This window comes from Bradyrhizobium sp. 191, from assembly GCF_023100985.1.
Taxonomy (GTDB): Bacteria; Pseudomonadota; Alphaproteobacteria; order Rhizobiales; family Xanthobacteraceae; genus Bradyrhizobium; species Bradyrhizobium diversitatis.
This window is the reverse complement of sequence record NZ_CP064692.1, coordinates 2,611,988-2,629,916: the sequence shown is the minus strand read 5'-3', so window position 1 is coordinate 2,629,916 and position 17,929 is coordinate 2,611,988. Positions and strand designations below refer to the sequence as shown.

Here is a 17,929-nt window from a genome sequence, read left to right as displayed (position 1 = left end):
AATCACGTCGCCGCGCGCTTGTCGGCCCAAGTACGGGCATTGATTGATTTCAGGATTTACCGGATGTTGCAGCTGAACAAGTCCACCTCAGAGATCAATCGCGAATTCGCCGAGACTCAAGGCTCCCCGTTTCAATCGCTGACTCTGCATTTGGATGTCATCCGGCATCAGTTCCCAACAATTGTCGCGATCATATCCGCCTCTGTGATCTTGGCGCTTCTCTATCTCTTTACCGAAGCTCCGCAATTCACCTCTACGGCGTCGATCGTCATCGACACCCGCAAAGTACAATTGTTCCAGCAGCAATCGATGCTCGGTGACGTGGCCCCGGACTCCGCGTCGGTGGAAACGCAGGTCGAAATTCTCAAGTCCGAGAATATCAGCTTGGCGGTCATTCGTGACCTGCACCTGACGGAAGATCCGGAGTTCCTCGGCAACGGCGGAAGCTTGATCGGGTCCATCGGCAATTTCTTTTCCGATCTGTTTTCCAGTGGCCGTGCCGGTTCCGAGTTCAGATTGCAGCGCAAGGCTCTGCAACGCTTTGAGAGCAATCGTACCATCAAGCGTCTCGGTCTCACATACGTCATGGAGATCGGCTTCACGTCGCGTGATCCAGCGAAAGCGGCGCAGATCGCCAATGCGATCGCTGACGCCTACATTGTTGACCAGCTGGAAGCCAAGTACCAATCGACGCGTCGCGCCAGCGTCTGGTTGCAGGATCGCATCAAGGAGTTGCGCGCTCAGGCATCCGCGGCACAGAAGGCGGTTGTCGATTTCAAGACCGCCAACAACATTGTCGATACCGGCGGGCGCTTGATGAACGAGCAACAGCTCGCCGAAGTGAATAGCCAGCTGGTCGGGGCGCATGCCTCGACGGCCGAGGCCAGGGCGCGGCTGGACCGCATCAACGATATTCTGAAGCGCGAAATACCGGACGCGGCAGTGGCGGATGCTCTTCGGAACGAGACCATCGTCAAGCTGCGAGGCCAGTATGTCGACATGGCCGCCAAGGAAGCGATCTGGGCCGCCAAGTATGGCCACGATCATCTTGCCGCGGTGAACCTGCGTCGCCAAATGGACGAGATCAAGCGGAACATGATCGACGAGCTCAAGCGCATTCAGGAGTCTTACAAGAGCGACTATGATATCGCCGTCACGCGCGAGGAGAGCATCAAGGCCAGTTTGGCCACCGTGGTCTCGGAGTCTCAGCTCACCAATCAGGCGCAGGTTCGGCTACGCGAGCTCGACAGCAATGCGCAGTCGTATCAGGCGATGTACGACAATTTCCTGCAGCGCTACATGGAATCGGTCCAGCAGCAATCGTTCCCCATCAGTGAAGCGCGCGTGATCAGTGCAGCAACGACACCGCTGGTCAAGAGCTATCCAAAGACTCTCATCGTGCTGGGCGTGGCTCTTTTTGGCGGTTTGGTGCTGAGCTTCGTCCTGGCGATCGTGCGTGAAATGATGGACCGGGTGTTCAGGACGACTCAGCAGGTCGAGGAGGTGCTCGGCGCGAGTTGTATAGCGCTGCTGCCGACGGTGAACGCAGCTGCGACCAAGGACGCAAGGCCGAAATTGCTGCGTTATGTCGTTGATCATCCTCTCTCGCGCTTCTCCGAAGCGGTGCGCTCGACGAAGGTGGCGGTCGATCTGAACTCGATTGTTCGAGAGAACCGCGTGCTGGCGGTTACGTCGACTCTTCCGAATGAAGGCAAGAGCACGCTGTCTGCCAACTTGGCGCAATTGATGGCCCATGGCGGTGCGCGCGTCCTCCTGATCGATTGCGATCTCCGCAATCCCTCGCTCTCTCGCGCGCTGACGCCCGACGCGGAGTTTGGTTTGGTCGAGATCCTCGCGCATAAGGCTAAACTGGAGCAAGCGTTGACGGTTGATGCGCAGACGGGGCTCTCGATCTTGGCTGCAGGTACGACCTCCAAGCTTCTTCATACCAACGAGATATTGGCATCCAAGATGATGCATGGCCTGATTGGCGAGCTGAGGGACAAGTTCGATTACATCGTGCTCGACATGCCGCCCATGGCGCCGGTCGTGGACGTGCGCGTGACGTCGACTTTCGTTGACTCCTACATATTCGTCGTGGAGTGGGGCAAGACCCTGATGGACGTCGTCAGGCACAATCTGCGTGGTTCTCAGGAAATCCAAGACAAGCTGCTTGGCGTCGTTCTCAACAAGGCAGATACGAAGCGCCTTGCTCGCTACGAGTCGTACCACAGCCGTTACTATTACAAGAAGAACTATGCCCGTTACGGCTACGTCGATTAACGTGGGCGGGATCTGGCGGAAATGTTGCAGGGGCGTATTGCTTCTGACGGGTATCGCTGGAGTAGCCTGGTCACTGGTCGTGTTGCCATCGTTCTGGACCGATCTGCAGGTCAGCTCCATCGCCACGCATATTTTGGTCGGTGAACAGCTCAAGCCGGGGATCGTGGAGTCGATCGCGGTTCGTATGGACGCGGACTCGCCATCGAGCCTTCCCTACCCCAGTCTGGTACGAGCCCGAGCGCTGATTGCGCTTCGCTCGGCCGAGGAGGGCCTGCAGGGTAAAGGTTCCCAGGACCTGGAGCGCAGATTGTCGGCCGCGGAGACCAAGCTGAAGTCGTCGTTGATGCTCGATCCGGCCGACGCTTTTCTTTGGCTGTTGCTGTATTGGGTGAAGAACGAGCGAGACGGTTTCGACGCGGGAAATATTCGCTATCTTGAACAGTCATACGCGGCTGGACCATACGAAGGCTGGATCGCGCTCCGTCGCAACAGGTTGGCGCTGGCGATATTTCCACTGCTTGGGGAGCAGCTGCAGCAAAAGGTCGTTGCCGAGTTCGCTGGCATGGTCGAAAGCGACTTCATCGATGATGCGGCACGCAACCTGACGGGAGTCGGCTGGCCTCAAAGGGATAGATTGCTGGCGAGCCTCGGGGGCGTTCGCCTGGTCGCCCGTGAAGCTTTTGCGAAGCGGTTGGCATATGACGGCGTGAAGGCCACTGTGCCGGGAGTCGAATTACCTGAAAGGATGTGGCGGTAATGGTTCGATCGCTCTTTCGGCTTGTCCTGCTGATCTGCATGGCTCCGGCCTGGACATTGATCCAGAACGTTCCGTCGGCTCACGCACAAAGCACGAAATCAAAATTCACGATGCAGGGCGCCGCCGACACATCGGAATCGCCCGTCATCCGTGACGGCGCCAATCGTCCCTGCCTCAATGTTGAGGCGGCTGCCAAGGGGCACGTCCAGAACGGCGAGCTGATGGATCATATCGTGAGCGTCAAGAACAACTGCTCTCGAATGATCAGGGTCAAGATCTGCTACTACCATAGCGATCACTGCAAGGATGCGACCGTCTACGGCTATCAGCGCGTCGACACGATTCTGGGAACGATGAAGATGTCGATGTTTCGATATTCACTGTCTCAAAAATGAGCTCGCCGAGCGCCCTGCTCATCTGATCGCGGGGGCCCCGAAAAGGTCTACGAACTTTCTCGCGTCATCTTCGCGCTGAACGAGCAGCGCTGCGCGATTACGCTCGGCCTCGTTCAGGGCGGCTTGAAAGTCAGCGACCGACTTTTCCCACGCGAGGATTTGTTCCGCGATCCCGTCGAGATCTGACGCGCGCGGATCGAGCAGCAGTTCTTCCGGCACCATGTTGGCGATGCATCCGCGGTTGGAGGCAGCGACGATGACACCCGCCATCTGCGCCTCATAGATCACCACAGGCTGCGCCTCGTTGACGTATCTCGTCGGAAATACCAGGACGTCGATCGAGGAGAGAAAGTGGACCTTGGCGTCGTCATATACGGGCCCCACATACTCGATCCCACCGATCTCGTTCGCGCGGCGCTTGATGTAGTGCTCAATCTCGAGATCGGCGCAGGGACCAGCGATTCGTGCCGTCAGGCCGGATCCACTCTCTCGCAGTCGAGCCATCAGGTCGAGAAAGCGGTCGATGCCTTTTTCGAGCGAGATGTTCGATAGATAGCCAATCGAGCCGAATGTCCGGTCACAGCTCCGTAGTTCGACGGCGGGCAAATCGATAAACGCCAGGTTGGAAATGACGAGCGTCCTTAGATGCTTGCCATACAGCTCCGAAAGTGTCGTGGCCATCCTGCTACAGAGCGCGATATGAAACTGGTTGGCGCCGGCCATGCGAACAATGGACGCCAAGATGGCGCTACGCTTCGTCAGGTAGGCGAAGCTGTGATGATGGAACGCGATCGTCTTCCCCGCCCACCGCGCAAGGATGACGACCAGCAGGTCATAGAGCAGTCCATAGCCGCCGGACAGAGAGAGGTAGAGTATCGAGGCCTCCGGGTGGCGAAGGACAGTTCGTCCGCATCGGACGTATGCGCGTGCGCGATTGAAATGATGCCGCCACCGATCGGGAGCATCGCCTGGTGAGGTGTTGCCGAACGCGAGTTGAAATCCGGCAGCGCGCAGAGTGTCGGCCGCCCGCTTGGTGATGAGAGCTGCGCCATGAACCGGCGGAGGAAGGGGGCCCGCCACAACGATCATTTTACCGGGCACGAGGTCGTCGGTCCTTCAGCAATGTTAGCCAATGAATAATTGGTGGCGAGCGCAGCATTTGGCGGAGCAGCGCCGCGGATCCCTGATGTCGCCCGACGGGCCGTGGAGGCCAAATCATTGTGTGCGACACGTGGGCCGAGCCCGGGATACGGCTACGAGCCGCGTTTGAATATCAGGTGACCGTGAAGGCCGTTCGGTGAAAGATCTTTGCGGTCTTGGGGATGTCTCGCTGGTGAACCGCGGGGTTGCCGCCGATCATCGAGTATTCTTGGGGCGCGACGTGGGTCACGACGGCGCCCGAAGCCACAACGCAATAGTCCGGGATGGTGACGCCCTGCAGAATGATCACGCCGGTGCCGATCATCGTGTAGGCTCCTATCGTGATTGGAGAGCAGGTCTGCCGGGCGGACATTGGATTGACCCCGTGGGTCAACAACTGGCTGCGGAATCCGGCGAGACCGCAGAATTGACGAAACTCGATCCGGTCGGTGCAATCAATGTAATGCTGGCTCATCACCAGACTCGCCTTGCGCATGATAAGATCTGAACGTCGCTTCGTCCTGTTTCGGAAGGCCGGCGAATTCAGGCGAGTTGACAGTCCACCGATCCAGTTCAGATTGCCGATGACCGCATCTTCATCCATCTGCAACCGATCAAGCCGGCCGATATAGTTGAGATGACCGATGTAGGTCTTCGCTTCCAGGACGCATTCGTCGGCCAGAATCAAGGACAGACCGATCCGCGCGTCGCGATGGATCGAAAAACCGGGGATCGCGTTGAGGACCAGCCGACGGACTCTCCAGGGGAAGAAAAGAAACAAAACTTGAATAACAATCTTCAGCATAGTCGTTCCTCGCGCCCACCCAAAATAACCGAAAGTGCTGCGGTTTGGTCAAGATCTCGGCTTTAAGGTTTATTTCGATAGTGTATCGCCTCGAGGACGCGAATTCACCAGCGCACCAGCTAGGCGGCTTCCGCCGGACAGTCGAGCTTCTTCCGGATGAAGACCATCAAGACGGTCTTGAAGGCCTGAGGCGTAAGCGACTGAACGAGTTGGAACGCACGGTAGAGGCCACGGTTGTTGGCGTGGTAGGATGGCTCCGCATCCCAAGCATATACAAAATGGTCGAAACGCGCGGGTGGGAAATACCTCCGTAGCGTAGCCGGCGTATTCAAACGATAGACCGCCGGAAAAATGTCCTCATCCTTGCGCTCGGGTTGTGCCGAGCTGAGTATAGTGCGGCTAATTCCGCTGGGGACCAGGCGGTTGGCCAATGCGATGTAGCCGTACCTGTTTGGAGTTCGCGCGCAGATCCAGCCGCCGGGCTTCAAAAGTCTGTCCATCTCGGCGGTGCTTTGAGCCGGATCCGGAATGTGCTCGAACGTGTAATCCGACAGGATGATGTCGGCGCAATTGGCAGGCAGCGGCGCACGTCCCGTCGGATCCAAGAGCATCGCCTCGTCCAGCGACGGATTGGTGAAGACGGCTTCGTCGACGTCCAGTCCGATGACTTCGGCAACGCGTCCCTTGAAATTGCAGAGATTGCGCCGGTACTCCGAGCTGGCGTCTTCATGGATCGAGCCGCGGCCTGCGCCGAAATCGATCATTCTGGTGCTCGGCGTCACGAGGGCATTCACGCGTTGGTAAAACGCGATCGTGCCGTCGATTCTGGAAAATCCGCCGGCAGCCAATTCCGGGAAGAAAGTTGAATGCATGGGACTCACTAACGCTGGTGCGCTCAAGAGAAATGACGGCCAATATCCAGGCAGTCCTCGCCTGAACCACGACCGGAATATTCTAGACCGGTGGACGGGACGACGATCCGCCGTGATACAGCAAATCCTGATAGGCCGAGGTCTCACGAATTTCGAACGCGCTCGGGAGGTCTATGACGCTGGCGTCTCCGCGGCTGAGGCGAAAACTCACTTTGCCCGGCACCAGCGGAATTCGAAACGACGTGATTCCAGCTTTCGCCTTCAGGCTCTTCGCGCCTTTCGCGGTCACTATCGTGAGCTCGCCCGGCTCCTTCAAGAACGCAAGCAACTCAATGTCGTTCTGAGGCGGATCGGCAAAGCGGCTGACCAGATTTGTCGCGAACCTAAACGGTTGAGCAGAGCCGGTCCCAGCCGCCTCGGTGGACTCGATTCGGTGAAAATAGTAGAGCACGTCTTCGGTGATCGGCGGCATCGTGCCGTTCTTGAACCAAGCGATATAGAACGCAGCGAGATCATAAAAAGCATATTGAATGCTGGTGGACGGTCGAATTTCGGATCCTTCGGAATAGTCGTTCCAGGTGGCGATGTTGACCGCGTCGGAGCCGATTTCCATCGCCGCGGCCCATGAAGCCCGGAATAATTCACTGTTGTGGCATTCCGAGAACCAGCGATTGTGCGGCCGGAAGTCCTGGGGCCACACCACGGATGCCCAGACCTTACCGGCCTGCTTCGCCAACTTTCCTACTTTCTTGAGAAGAGGGATGTCGCTCAGTTTGTCGACCCCCCACATCGATGCGCCATCGATCAAATCCATGAAATCGATCGTTCTGCGCACATCGAGAAATGTAGGATAGAAGAAGACCTTCTCTCCGCTGGCCGTCAGTCGTTGCAACAGTTCCTTCCATCGGCCAACGTCCCATTGCTCGGGAGAAAAGGCCCCCAGGATCAGTCGGCCGTCGGATTGACGCGCAACGTGGGAGTTCCGCGCCAGCTTGAGGATTGCGTCGGCGATCGCGTCGACCGGTGTCTTCACCAGAATTACGGTATCGATCGATAGTATGACTTCAAATCCCGGCGGGCCCTGTTTGGCGGCCTCGAGCATGTTGCGCAGGTGGATCATGTACGGGGAGCCGTCGTCTATGCCTCCCATGTTGAACAGGAAACCATCCAGCCCGATGTGACGAGCGGCTTTGATCTCATCGAGCATGTCGAGCACAGCCCAGTTTGCCTCTGGGCGTGGAGGTCGAGGCAGGGGCCGTTCGCGAACGAAGCCGCCTTCGGCCCGAAGTTTACCTTGGGTCCCGTCTGGCGACATATAATCGGCATACTGATCTTTGTCCGCCGGCCAGTTATCGAACGAGGTCGGAAACCAATGCCAATGAGCGTAAACTTTCTTCGCCTTTGCTCCTGAACTTGTCGCGGCCGCCACCGAGGCCGGCATTGAAGATGCTCCCGCGAGGAGGATGCCGGCGGAGAGAAGCCGACGCCGGTCCATACGGGCGTGCAGCTTTAGGTCGTCGTTAATCCGGGCCGGAAAAAAGGACATTCAAGTAAGTATTCCGTTGATATCTTCTATATATTACAAGGATATCTCACCTGAGATTTGGCCGCAAGGTGAGCGAGTTCGAAGCGTTAACGCGACCGAGATATGTATTGTACGATCTGCACCGAGGCTGAACTGCGGTGGGATGTGCTCTTTCCAGAGCCGGCGCCGCAACGTGGAGCTTGGCGAACTCTAATGTTTTTTAGGTTATGAACCAGTTCTCGCGTAGTGCAGCCGCTTCCCAGTTGTATGTGACGCCGAAGAGCGTCTTCGACTATGTCGTTATCGGCTCGGCCGGAGCCTACTTGCTCCTCTCGTTCGCCCAGGCCTGGTCCAGCCCGCGTGCTTCGTTGATCGCTGCCATGATACTGGCGGTGAACGGGATCGTTTCCCTATTCGGACTGAAGATTGCTCTGGCCAGATCTTACCTGCTGTTCGTTGTCTTCTTCGTCTTCAACCTTCTGTTTCTGGCCGTGGCGCCTCTTCAGCAGATCGGAAACGACTTCGATCCAATTCTGGCTGATGTAAGTCTCGTTGTGCCGGCCAGCGTCCTTTGCGCATTCATGACGATCGTGGGCCTCTGCTTCGTCGTCTATCGTCCCTCTCGAGCTCCCGAACCCCGCCATAACCGGTTTCTGGACAGAAGCCTCGCCGCCGAGCCGAACCCGAACTACACCCTTCTGGCCGCTGCCTCGATGGTCGTATCGCTCGGATTGGTTGGTTATCTTGGCTCGTCATTGCTTCAGGTGAATCGCGAGGCCTTTGGTTCGGTGGTTGGCGAAAGCAAGATGATCAACATTCTGGTCACGGCATTCTTCCGGCCATTCACCCTGGTTGCTCCCGTTATCGGTGCCAGTGTCGCCTTGGCTCGCCGGAACACGGGCTGGGTGACATGCTTTGCAGTTCTGCTTCTGGCGGGTCTCTTCATCAACAATCCGCTCATTTCCGCACGTTTTCGCTCCTCGACATTGATCGTATTCTGCGTGCTTGCGATATTTGGTCCAAGAAGCGTTCGTCTGTTTCTTGTCACCTATTTCGCCGGATTGCTGGCGTCGCCCATATTCGGATCCATTTTCCGGTACGCAAACGTCTCTCTCGATCAGCGGCCGTTCTCCCAGTTCTTCGTCCATCCTGATTTCTCAGGCCTGGATCTGTTCTGCTATGCCATCATGTGGGTCGAAATGAAGGGCTTGGAATGGGGATCGAACATCATGGGGGCACTGCTGTTCTTCGTTCCGCGCGATCTTTGGGCGGGGAAGGGAAGAACAGTCGGCGAGATCATGCATGACTACATCTTCATCCTGAAAGGCTTCGGCACCGATAACGTTTCGGCTCCGCCGCCGATCGAGGGCTATTTCAGCTTCGGGATTGTTGGGGCGATGCTGATGTCGGTTGCGATCGTCTATGTTCTCGATCGGGTAGAACGTCGCGGCCTCGCTGCCCAAAGGCTGTCGCCGCTGTACTTCATTCTCTGTCTTTCGCCGATGCTTTGCATGATCTTGCTTCGCGGCCCGTTTCAAGTGGGGTGGTCGGAATGGGCAATCCATAGCTCTACCGTCGTTGCTTCGGCGGTCATGCTCCTCCTCACCAAACGGACGGTCCATATTCCTGCGCCCCCCTCAATTCGCCGCGGCTCAATGCCGGAGACGTCGCAGAATTGAGCGGCTAACCGGGCTGCGTTCGGATACGGCCCGAGGTTCCCTTGACTGCCACCCAAAGCGCCGCGGCGCCATTGGCAATCGCGAGCGACACGAACGCGCCGGTAACGCCAAGAGCCAGGCAACTGGGAATCGCGATGACGGCGGTGATCGCCGCGGAGATCAAGCTGCCGGCCTGCATCAGGCCGAGCCGGTGATTGGCCCTCAGCCACATGCTCACGGTCGCGAGTGCGAGGGCGAAGCTCGTCGAAATCAATGCAACGGGGATTGATCCTCCGAGCGCGACATACTTGGCTCCGAAGATGAGAGAGGCCGCGTCGCTGCCGAACCAAATTGCCATGACGGCCAACGGAAGCGGAGCAAAGACGATCAGAGCCAGGATCAGCAGGTGAGGCGTTTCAATCTGGCTGATCCTCGCGACCGCAATGCGCGGCGTGATGAATCCTGAGAGCCCGCCAAGCAACTGCGCGAATGGAGCTATCACGGCGAACATCAGCCGATAGCTTGCAACGGCTTCAGGCGAGTTCAGAAACACGAACACGAACGGATAGATATTTGTCGTCGCCAGGCCGAGGAGGTTGTTGATCAGGAACGAATATCCCGCCCGGAAATGGGACTTCAGGGAGATGTTCTGGTTGTCGTTGAGCTTGCGTGGGATGTTTCGCCAAGCTGAGACAAGGAAGACCAGATTGCCGAGGATGAACGGTACGGTATATGCAAAGTGCGATTCCAGATTGACGTGGGGCAGCATCCAGGCTGACACGATCAGGACCGTTGCGTAAGCCGCTGCTGCGACGGCGGATGCCTGCACGTGTCCCTGAATGTGCATAATTCGCCGAACGAACTGGACCGGACCGGCAAAGCTGAAGAACAGGCAGGCGAGAGCTACAACGGTGAGCGTTTGCATCTCGTGAGTGCTGCTGGTCAAGACGAGTGCGCATCCTGCGGCCAGTGCCAGGCAGCAAAAGGATACATTGATCGTCCACAGGCGCCGTAACAATGATCGTTGACTGTCCTGTGCGCTGATTCCGGTCGCGATGATGGGATCGCAGATGACCGCGTGATGAGCGCCGATGAGAATGAGATAGCAGGTATATCCAAGGCTCAGCTCGGCGAATTCGGCCAGCGGCAGCCGGCGCGCGACCACCGCCAGGTAGAAGAAATTGGAGAAGCTGAAGATGACCTGCTCGCTGCCCAGAACGAAATATTTGATGAGGTAGGTTTTCATCTTCCTGAAATTGGATTGCTGCTGGCGGGCGCTAGGGCCTTAGCGGTGGTGCCCTCTTTGCGCAACGTTATAGGATGATGCGCAGCCCCGATGCGAGCTTGTTTGAGGACAGAGTTAATTGCCTGATTCTCATTCTGGGCGAACGAATCCACGATCAGGCGCGTGCCCATACGATTGGCGGCATCGCTGAATGAATGGAATGCCTCTACCGGATGGGGCGGGACAAGACATCAGTAGGCCACGGGATCGCGAGTCACTTGTACCACGGTGCGCAAGATGATCTTCGCGTCGAGCCAGATGCTCCAGTTGTTGATGTACCACAAGTCCAGGTCGACCCTGGATTTCATCATGTTGACGGTCAGCGTTTCGCCGCGGTAACCGTTGACCTGGGCCCAGCCGGTGATGCCTGGTTTGACGTGTTGGCGAAACGCGTAGTTGCTGATGACCTGCTCATACTCCGAGTTGTGCGCAGCCGCGTGGGGGCGGGGGCCGACCAGCGACATGTCGCCCAGCAGGACATTGAGGAGCTGCGGCAGTTCGTCGATCGAGGTCTTACGTAGCCATCTGCCGACCGGGGTTACGCGAGGATCGTTCCTGCGCGCCTGCAGAATGATCGGTCCATCTTCCAGCACGCGCATCGTCCGAAACTTGTAGATCTTGAAGGCGCGACCGTTGAAGCCGTTCCGGGTCTGCCGAAACAGCACCGGGCCGGTCGACGTGCATTTGATCAGGATCGCGGTCATCAGCATGACCGGTGCGAACACCAGCAGGCCGAGGCTGGCACCGATCAGGTCGAACGCGCGTTTGAGAGCCTGTTCTTGTCGCGAAATTGGTGCACGCCGTATCTCTGCAATCATGCTGCTTCCGGCAGTCGTGACCGGGTAGCGCAAGAACCTCGAGACATCCGGATCGGAGACGAGATTTACCGGTATCGGAAGGATTCTCAGCGCGTCCGCGATCATGTCGATCGCGTGCCAATGATCCCACTTGAGCAGCAGGAACACCTGTTCGATCTGGTTCTCCCGCGCGTAGGCGATGAAGTCGTCGAGGCGCGGTCCGATCGACGGGATCAGCGCCGGCGAAGTCAGGCACTCCGGGCGGAGCTCCATGATCCGCGTGATCCGGTAGCCATGCTGTGTGAGCTCTGCCATTGCCTCCGATGACAGCAACCCGCGCTCGGCGATCGCCACGGCGCGGCGCCTGGCGAAGGCACCACCGTTCCGCAACGCCGTCGTGACAAATCGCGCAATGGCTGCCTTCGCCAGCAGAAGCAGGACTGGAGTGACCAGGTAGAACGAGATTATCGTGCCGCGCGAGACTTGATTGCTGGCCTTCATGGCGAAGGTGATAACGATCAGCGCGCTGAACAAGGCGGTCCACGTTGCCAGTGTCTTTTTGAATAGCCGCGGCAGGTCAGTAAAGTTTTTGAGAGCGTAGCCGTGCTGAACCTTGATCAGAAGTATAAAGTTGAGCGCAACGAGGAAGCTGAGTGCGGTGTAGACGTCGAGTTGGTCGTGCTCAGGCCGTGCATAGATCTGGTATCCGGCAGCGCAGCCGACGCCGCTTGCGACGATGATGATAGCGTCGGCCACAAGAGCCAGCAGCTCGACAATGTTGGGTCGCCACCATCGCACGACTAAACTTGCACGTGCCGGATTCGTCTCATCGAGAACGTGAATCTCTACCGGACTGTCCGCGGCGCAGGTCGGGCGAGCCGATGCAATTGTCATAATATCAACTCAGAAAAAGGAAGATCCGGTTGGGTGCTATCAGGAAAGGCCGTAGTCGAAACAAGACGAATGAAAAAATAACCTTACTTCTTGTGCTCTTATTATCCTAATTCTGCCATTTGGAATACAAAATTTCGAAGGTCGGAAGGGGATACGTTCATGCGTCACCGACGACGGCGATCGGGATCAACGGTGACGCGCCGGGTGGCGATCGGTCTCGCGGCGCTGTCCGCAACCGGCCTTGTTGTCTTCGCCTTGATTCCCGACGTTGCGCCCGTCCATACCCCCGCCGATTCCTCGTTTCACGCCAGCTTCTTCCTGGATGGGCCCTACTCCGCTCGCTTCGCCGGCGAGATGATTGCTGCCAAGGAGGGCTATTTCAAGCGAGGCGTCGCAATGAGAGCCCTTCCAGACGATCCCAATTTCGTCGAAACGGTTGCGAGGGAGAACGCAATCGGCGTGACGACGGGCCAGAAGTTCTTGCTTGCGGTTTGGCGAGGGGCTCCTGTCACTGCCTTTGCAGCCAGCTTCCTTGACACCTCGGTGGCGATTTTCGCGCTGGAGCGGTCGGGCTTGCATCGGCCGGATGACCTCATCGGCAAGCGCATCGGTTGCCGCGAGGGGAGTGAGGCAGAGGTCGTCTTCGACGCCATGATGGCCAGGCTTCGATTGCCACGTAGCCAGATCGTCAAGGTTTCCGACCGGGCCAGCTTCCAGGCACTGAGATCTGGGGATGTGGACGCGATCGTTGTCCCGATCGATCAGCAGCCTAGCCAGACAAGCGCGGACTACGTCCCATTGAGCGTCATGAAACCCCAGGACTACGCAATCCACGTGCCTGGGCAGGTTTATTTCGCCAGCAATGATCTGATTCGAGAGCGGCCGTCCGCAATTGCCGATCTGTTGCACGGCTTGGTTCGGGGGTGGCAATTTGCCTATGCCGATTACAGCCGGGCGATTCCGATCATTGTCGATTTTGACCGGTCCGGCCTCGCTCCCGAGCGCGTCAAGTTCGAAATGGAGCAGCAGCGGTCGCTGGTGCTGCCTGTCGGCGCCCGAATCGGCGAATACGACGAAAGTCGGTGGCGAACCCTGCGCGATATCCTGGTCTTCGCGGGTCTTGGCAGGGAGAACGCCCCGCTGTTTCAGGCTGTCAGCACACAATTCATCAGGGGCGAGTACCGGCGAGCGCCGGAAAAGGAGGGTGCCGGCGCCTTCTAGCGGCCCCGATTCGATATTCCGGGCTGGTGGATGAATACGCTATGGTCCGTTGCCTTTTTCCGATCCCGTTGATAAATAATCTGCTCGATATCCGGCTGAATTTTGAAATATTCTGATTTGGCGCATTTCGTCGCCGGTTGGCGAGCGCAGGGGAAGGTGATGGCAAAGCAGACTATCCGGCGTTTGGGGTTGTTGGTATCGGCAATGGTCTTGTTGGCCGGGCCGCAGGCAATCGCTGCGATGCAGTTGCCGGCACCCGTCGTCCCGACGCCGGCCGAACACGTATTCCCGGTTACCTTCTGGGCTCAACCATATCCATACCGCTATGTGCCGCGGCGGCGTTGCCCTCAAGTCCGCGTGGAAACTCCCTACGGTTGGTATTGGGATCGGGTCTGTATAGCGGAGACCAGCCCGGTCCTTCGCCGGCCTTACTAGGCGGGGCGTTTCTCGGAGAGCTTGCGTTGCTTGTCGCGCTTGACGGCTCTTGACGGTACGCGTTCATCATTAAAATGATCCTTTCTTTACTCCGTTAATGAGAGCTGCCACCACCTCGCAAGCGAAAGTGCGGGGAGCGACAGACTGGTACCTTGCGCAAGCGCACGTACTGGCCCGGAGCGAAGTTTTTCTTTCCGACGATTGGCGGGCCTTACCGAGCGTAGTCCCCTCGATTTCGCACCGGAGTTCAAGCGGCGATTAGCCGCCGCGGCAGCGATCGTTTCAGCGGAGGCTGCGAAGCCAAAGCGGTGATCCTTGGCTGTCTCGGGTTCTTTGGATACGAGTTATCGTTTAGGATTTGGATTGAATGCGTATTCTTTTGGTCGGCATCAATTACGCTCCCGATCTGATCGGCGTGGCCAAATACAATACGGAGCTTTGCGAAAGCCTTGTTGCCGAGGGCCACGAGGTGAGGGTCGTTACGGCGCCTCCCTACTATCCGGCCTGGAGCATCCCAGCCGGTTTGAGTGGCTCCTATTTCAGGCGCTCGATGATGGGGGGCGTGGGCGTCATGCGAGCGCCGATCTACGTTCCCAAGCAGCCGACTGGTGCAAAGCGTCTGATTCACCACTTGTCCTTTGCACTGACAAGCTTGGTGCCGGCGCTGATCGATGCATATTCCTGGCGGCCCGACATCATAATTTCCGTCGCGCCGTCGTTGATGTCGGCCCGGTTTGCTTCCTTTGTTGCTCGTCGCACCGGTGCTAAGTCGTGGCTTCATGTGCAAGACTTCGAAATTGATGCCGCATACGGTCTAGGACTGCTCCGGAATGCTTCCCTACGGAAGGTGATGCTCAAGGCGGAGGCGGCGGTCCTCAGGTCGTTTGATCGAGTTTCCAGCATCTGTCCGCAAATGGTGGAGCGTTTGTGGGACAAGGACGTCGATCCGAAAAGAACGACCGAGATCCGAAACTGGATCGACACGGATGTGATATTTCCCCGTCCGAAGCAGACCAAATATCGCGCATCCCTGAATATCGACGAAGATGACGTCGTTGCTCTCTACTCCGGGACCATGTCGGCCAAGCAGGGACTCGACCTCCTCGTCGAAGCCGCCGCTCTTCTTCGGCGTAATCCGCGACTGCATTTCATTCTGGCTGGTGAAGGGCCGCACAAGGCAAGACTGGTGGACATGGCCTCTGAGAATCCGAGAGTTCATTTCCTGGGACTCCAGTCGAACGAAAGTTTCAACGAATTGTTGGCGACGGCTGACCTTCACGTAGTCCCGCAGAGGGCGGAGGCGGCCGACCTTGTATTGCCGTCCAAGTTGGGGGCGATGTTTGCGTCCGCGCGCCCCGTCGTCGCGATGGCAGAACGGGGCACGGGGCTTGCTGCCGAAGTGCAGGGTGCCGGTTTGCTCGTTGCGCCGGGAGACGTTCGATCGCTTGCAGATGCCATTCTTCAGCTAAGCGAAGATCCTTCTCTTAGCGAGAGGCTTGGCGCAGAGGGACGAAAGCGTTCCATCGAACGTTGGGACCGCCGCACCATCGTGCGTCGCTGGATCGAGAGCATGAGTTCGATTTGCGATCTGCCGGGTAGATCTGAACACGGGACGGGTGTGGTTTCCGAGAAGGCGACGACATCGATCAATGACGCTCTTCGTCTGTCCTGACGTGACACGTCAGAATGTCTCCGGCGTTAATGATCAGTCCCTGCCACGATTGACCTGCATGGAAGGTCGCTTCTACATGACAACGGTGGTTGAGCCGTTCCATCGTTATCGTATTTGTTTCCAATCCCGGCGGTCAACGGCAGGTTTTCGCATATGAGTGGGCGTGTTGCGCTAATTACGGGCGTCACTGGACAAGACGGTGCGTATCTCGCCGAGCACCTTATATCGCTCGGTTATGTCGTTCATGGCATCAAGCGGCGTTCGTCTTCCTTCAATACTGCTCGTGTCGATCATTTATATCGCGATCCGCACATTGGCGATGTGCCGTTCCTGATGCACTACGGCGACATGACGGATTCCACCAACCTGATCAGGCTCGTGCAGCAGATCAAGCCGACGGAGATCTACAATCTCGCGGCGCAGAGCCATGTCGGCGTCAGTTTCGAGAGTCCCGAATACACCGCTAACGCCGACGCAATCGGGGTACTGAGGCTTCTGGAGGCGATCCGCATCCTGGGCATGGAGAAGGAGACGCGGTTCTATCAGGCATCCACGTCCGAACTGTATGGGCTGGTGCAGGAGATCCCGCAGAGGGAGACAACGCCGTTCTATCCGCGCTCGCCCTATGGTGTCGCGAAGCTCTACGGATACTGGATCACGGTCAACTACCGCGAGGCCTACGGGATGTTTGCCAGCAACGGCATCCTGTTCAACCACGAGAGTCCCATCCGCGGTGAAACGTTCGTAACCCGCAAGATCACGCGCGCCGTGGCCCGCATCGAGGTCGGGATCGAGGATACGCTTTACCTGGGCAATCTCGAGGCGAAACGAGATTGGGGGCATGCCAAGGACTATGTCGAAGGGATGCACTTGATCATGCAGGCGGACAAACCGGACGATTTCGTGCTTGCCACTGGCGAGACCCGCTCGGTGCGCGAGATGGTCGAACTCTCCTTCAGGGAGGTAGGACGCGAGATCGAATGGCGCGGCAAGGGCGTTGATGAGACTGGCATCGACAGAAGCACCGGCAAGACGGTGGTTCGAATCGACCCGACCTATTTCCGCCCGACCGAGGTGGACATTCTGGTTGGCGATGCGAGCAAAGCGAACAGGGTGCTGGGTTGGAAGCCGAAGCGGACGTTCGGCCAGCTCGTGCACGAGATGGTGGCAAGCGATCTGAAGGATGCAAGGCGGGAGCTATCGAGTGCCAACCACAAAGTTTGATCTGAATGGCAAGAGCGTCTACGTCGCCGGGCATCGGGGGATGGTCGGCGCTGCGCTCGTGCGCAGGCTCGCGCAAGAAAACGTCCGGTTGCTCACCGCGAAGCGAACCGAAATCGACCTGATCAACCAAGCTCAGGTGTCCGATTGGTTCGCAAGGATGCGGCCGCAGGTCGTGTTCGTCGCAGCGGCCAAGGTGGGAGGAATTTCGGCGAACGACAAGCTTCGCGCCGAGTTCATCTACGAGAACATCGCAATCGCGGCTAACGTCATCCACGCTGCGCATACAAGCGGTGCCGAGAAGCTGATGTTTCTCGGTTCATCCTGCATCTATCCAAAATTTGCGCCTCAGCCGTTGCGCGAAGACTCGATCTTGACTGGTCTGCTTGAGCCGACCAACGAGCCCTATGCGATCGCCAAGATCGCCGGCATCAAGATGGCAGAGGCTTATCGGCGCCAATATGGCTCCGACTTCATTAGCGTGATGCCGAGCAATCTCTATGGCCCCGGGGACAACTATCACCCGGAATATAGCCATGTCGCAGCGGCCCTGATCCGACGCTTTCACGAAGCCAAGGTCGTCGGAAGCAAGAGCGTCGTGGTCTGGGGAAGCGGTTCGCCGCGTCGCGAGTTTCTCTTCGTCGACGACATGGCGGACGCCTGTATTCACCTGATGAAGAACTATTCCGACGAGATGCCGATCAACATCGGGACCGGCAGCGACATCACCATCGCTGCGCTCGCCCGTATGATCGCCGGTATCGTCGAGTATCGGGGGGATATCGTCTTTGACCCGACACGCCCTGACGGAACGCCGCGCAAGCTGCTTGATGTCAGTCGCCTCTCAGCACTCGGGTGGCAGGCCAAGACTCCGTTGGAGGCCGGGATCCGGCGCGCCTATGAGGCCTACCTGACGACCCAGGCATCCGCCATAGACGACCGGTGAAACATAGTCCTCCCTCTGTCGGC

At 57.9% G+C, this 17,929-nt stretch carries 14 protein-coding genes; 8 read left to right on the top strand and 6 right to left on the bottom strand.

The window, feature by feature from the left end; genetic code table 11:
* The first annotated feature begins 63 nt into the window (after window positions 1-63).
* From IVB23_RS12120 to IVB23_RS12110, 3 genes are read left to right on the top strand one after another with little or no spacing between them, the layout of a single operon-like run.
* Entirely contained in the window at window positions 64-2,283 is a 2,220-nt protein-coding gene (locus IVB23_RS12120; RefSeq protein WP_131873773.1) for a polysaccharide biosynthesis tyrosine autokinase, read from the top strand.
* A 37-nt stretch (window positions 2,284-2,320) separates the two neighbouring features.
* Window positions 2,321-3,040, top strand: a complete 720-nt coding sequence (locus IVB23_RS12115; RefSeq protein WP_247803668.1) for a hypothetical protein — start codon at window positions 2,321-2,323, stop codon at window positions 3,038-3,040.
* Window positions 3,040-3,435 carry a hypothetical protein gene (locus tag IVB23_RS12110; RefSeq protein ID WP_247803667.1) on the top strand — a complete coding sequence of 132 codons (396 nt, stop codon included), beginning with the start codon at window positions 3,040-3,042 and terminating at the stop codon, window positions 3,433-3,435. The genes IVB23_RS12115 and IVB23_RS12110 overlap by 1 nt, the downstream gene beginning before the upstream one ends.
* Window positions 3,436-3,453: 18 nt before the next feature.
* Here the strand turns inward: IVB23_RS12110 and IVB23_RS12105 are convergent, their stop codons facing one another.
* From IVB23_RS12105 to IVB23_RS12090, 4 genes are all read right to left on the bottom strand, one after another.
* On the bottom strand, window positions 3,454-4,524 hold the full coding sequence (locus tag IVB23_RS12105; RefSeq protein ID WP_247803665.1) for a glycosyltransferase family 4 protein: 1,071 nt from the start codon (window positions 4,522-4,524) through the stop codon (window positions 3,454-3,456).
* A 184-nt stretch (window positions 4,525-4,708) separates the two neighbouring features.
* Complete coding sequence (locus tag IVB23_RS12100; protein WP_061878790.1) at window positions 4,709-5,380, bottom strand: DapH/DapD/GlmU-related protein; 672 nt, start codon at window positions 5,378-5,380, stop codon at window positions 4,709-4,711.
* Window positions 5,381-5,499: 119 nt separating this feature from the next.
* The gene (locus IVB23_RS12095; protein ID WP_061878791.1) at window positions 5,500-6,252 is read right to left on the bottom strand and encodes a methyltransferase domain-containing protein; all 753 of its coding nucleotides are present in this window, start codon (window positions 6,250-6,252) and stop codon (window positions 5,500-5,502) included.
* An 82-nt stretch (window positions 6,253-6,334) separates the two neighbouring features.
* A complete protein-coding gene (locus tag IVB23_RS12090; RefSeq protein WP_197967429.1) occupies window positions 6,335-7,798 on the bottom strand; it encodes an endo-1,3-alpha-glucanase family glycosylhydrolase in 1,464 nt (487 codons plus the stop codon).
* Between the two features lie 206 nt (window positions 7,799-8,004).
* Here IVB23_RS12090 and IVB23_RS12085 point away from each other — a divergent pair, with 206 nt between their 5' ends.
* A complete protein-coding gene (locus tag IVB23_RS12085; RefSeq protein ID WP_247803664.1) occupies window positions 8,005-9,456 on the top strand; it encodes a hypothetical protein in 1,452 nt (483 codons plus the stop codon).
* 4 nt (window positions 9,457-9,460) lie between these two features.
* Here the strand turns inward: IVB23_RS12085 and IVB23_RS12080 are convergent, their stop codons facing one another.
* Together IVB23_RS12080 and IVB23_RS12075 are read right to left on the bottom strand one after the other, a co-directional pair.
* Window positions 9,461-10,681, bottom strand: coding sequence for a hypothetical protein (locus IVB23_RS12080; protein WP_061878794.1), 1,221 nt, complete (start codon window positions 10,679-10,681; stop codon window positions 9,461-9,463).
* 230 nt (window positions 10,682-10,911) lie between these two features.
* Window positions 10,912-12,411 (bottom strand): undecaprenyl-phosphate glucose phosphotransferase, encoded by a 1,500-nt coding sequence (locus IVB23_RS12075; protein ID WP_247803662.1) that lies wholly within the window; start codon window positions 12,409-12,411, stop codon window positions 10,912-10,914.
* A gap of 192 nt (window positions 12,412-12,603) precedes the next feature.
* Here IVB23_RS12075 and IVB23_RS12070 point away from each other — a divergent pair, with 192 nt between their 5' ends.
* The 4 genes from IVB23_RS12070 (at window position 12,604) to IVB23_RS12055 (ending at window position 17,906) form a co-directional block, all read left to right on the top strand.
* The gene (locus IVB23_RS12070; RefSeq protein WP_247803661.1) at window positions 12,604-13,632 is read left to right on the top strand and encodes an ABC transporter substrate-binding protein; all 1,029 of its coding nucleotides are present in this window, start codon (window positions 12,604-12,606) and stop codon (window positions 13,630-13,632) included.
* A gap of 802 nt (window positions 13,633-14,434) precedes the next feature.
* Window positions 14,435-15,739 (top strand): WcaI family glycosyltransferase, encoded by a 1,305-nt coding sequence (locus IVB23_RS12065; protein ID WP_247803659.1) that lies wholly within the window; start codon window positions 14,435-14,437, stop codon window positions 15,737-15,739.
* 153 nt (window positions 15,740-15,892) lie between these two features.
* Complete coding sequence (gmd, locus tag IVB23_RS12060; RefSeq protein ID WP_131873797.1) at window positions 15,893-16,963, top strand: GDP-mannose 4,6-dehydratase; 1,071 nt, start codon at window positions 15,893-15,895, stop codon at window positions 16,961-16,963.
* Window positions 16,923-17,906 carry a GDP-L-fucose synthase gene (locus IVB23_RS12055; protein WP_276578576.1) on the top strand — a complete coding sequence of 328 codons (984 nt, stop codon included), beginning with the start codon at window positions 16,923-16,925 and terminating at the stop codon, window positions 17,904-17,906. The genes gmd and IVB23_RS12055 overlap by 41 nt, the downstream gene beginning before the upstream one ends.
* Window positions 17,907-17,929 lie beyond the last annotated feature (23 nt).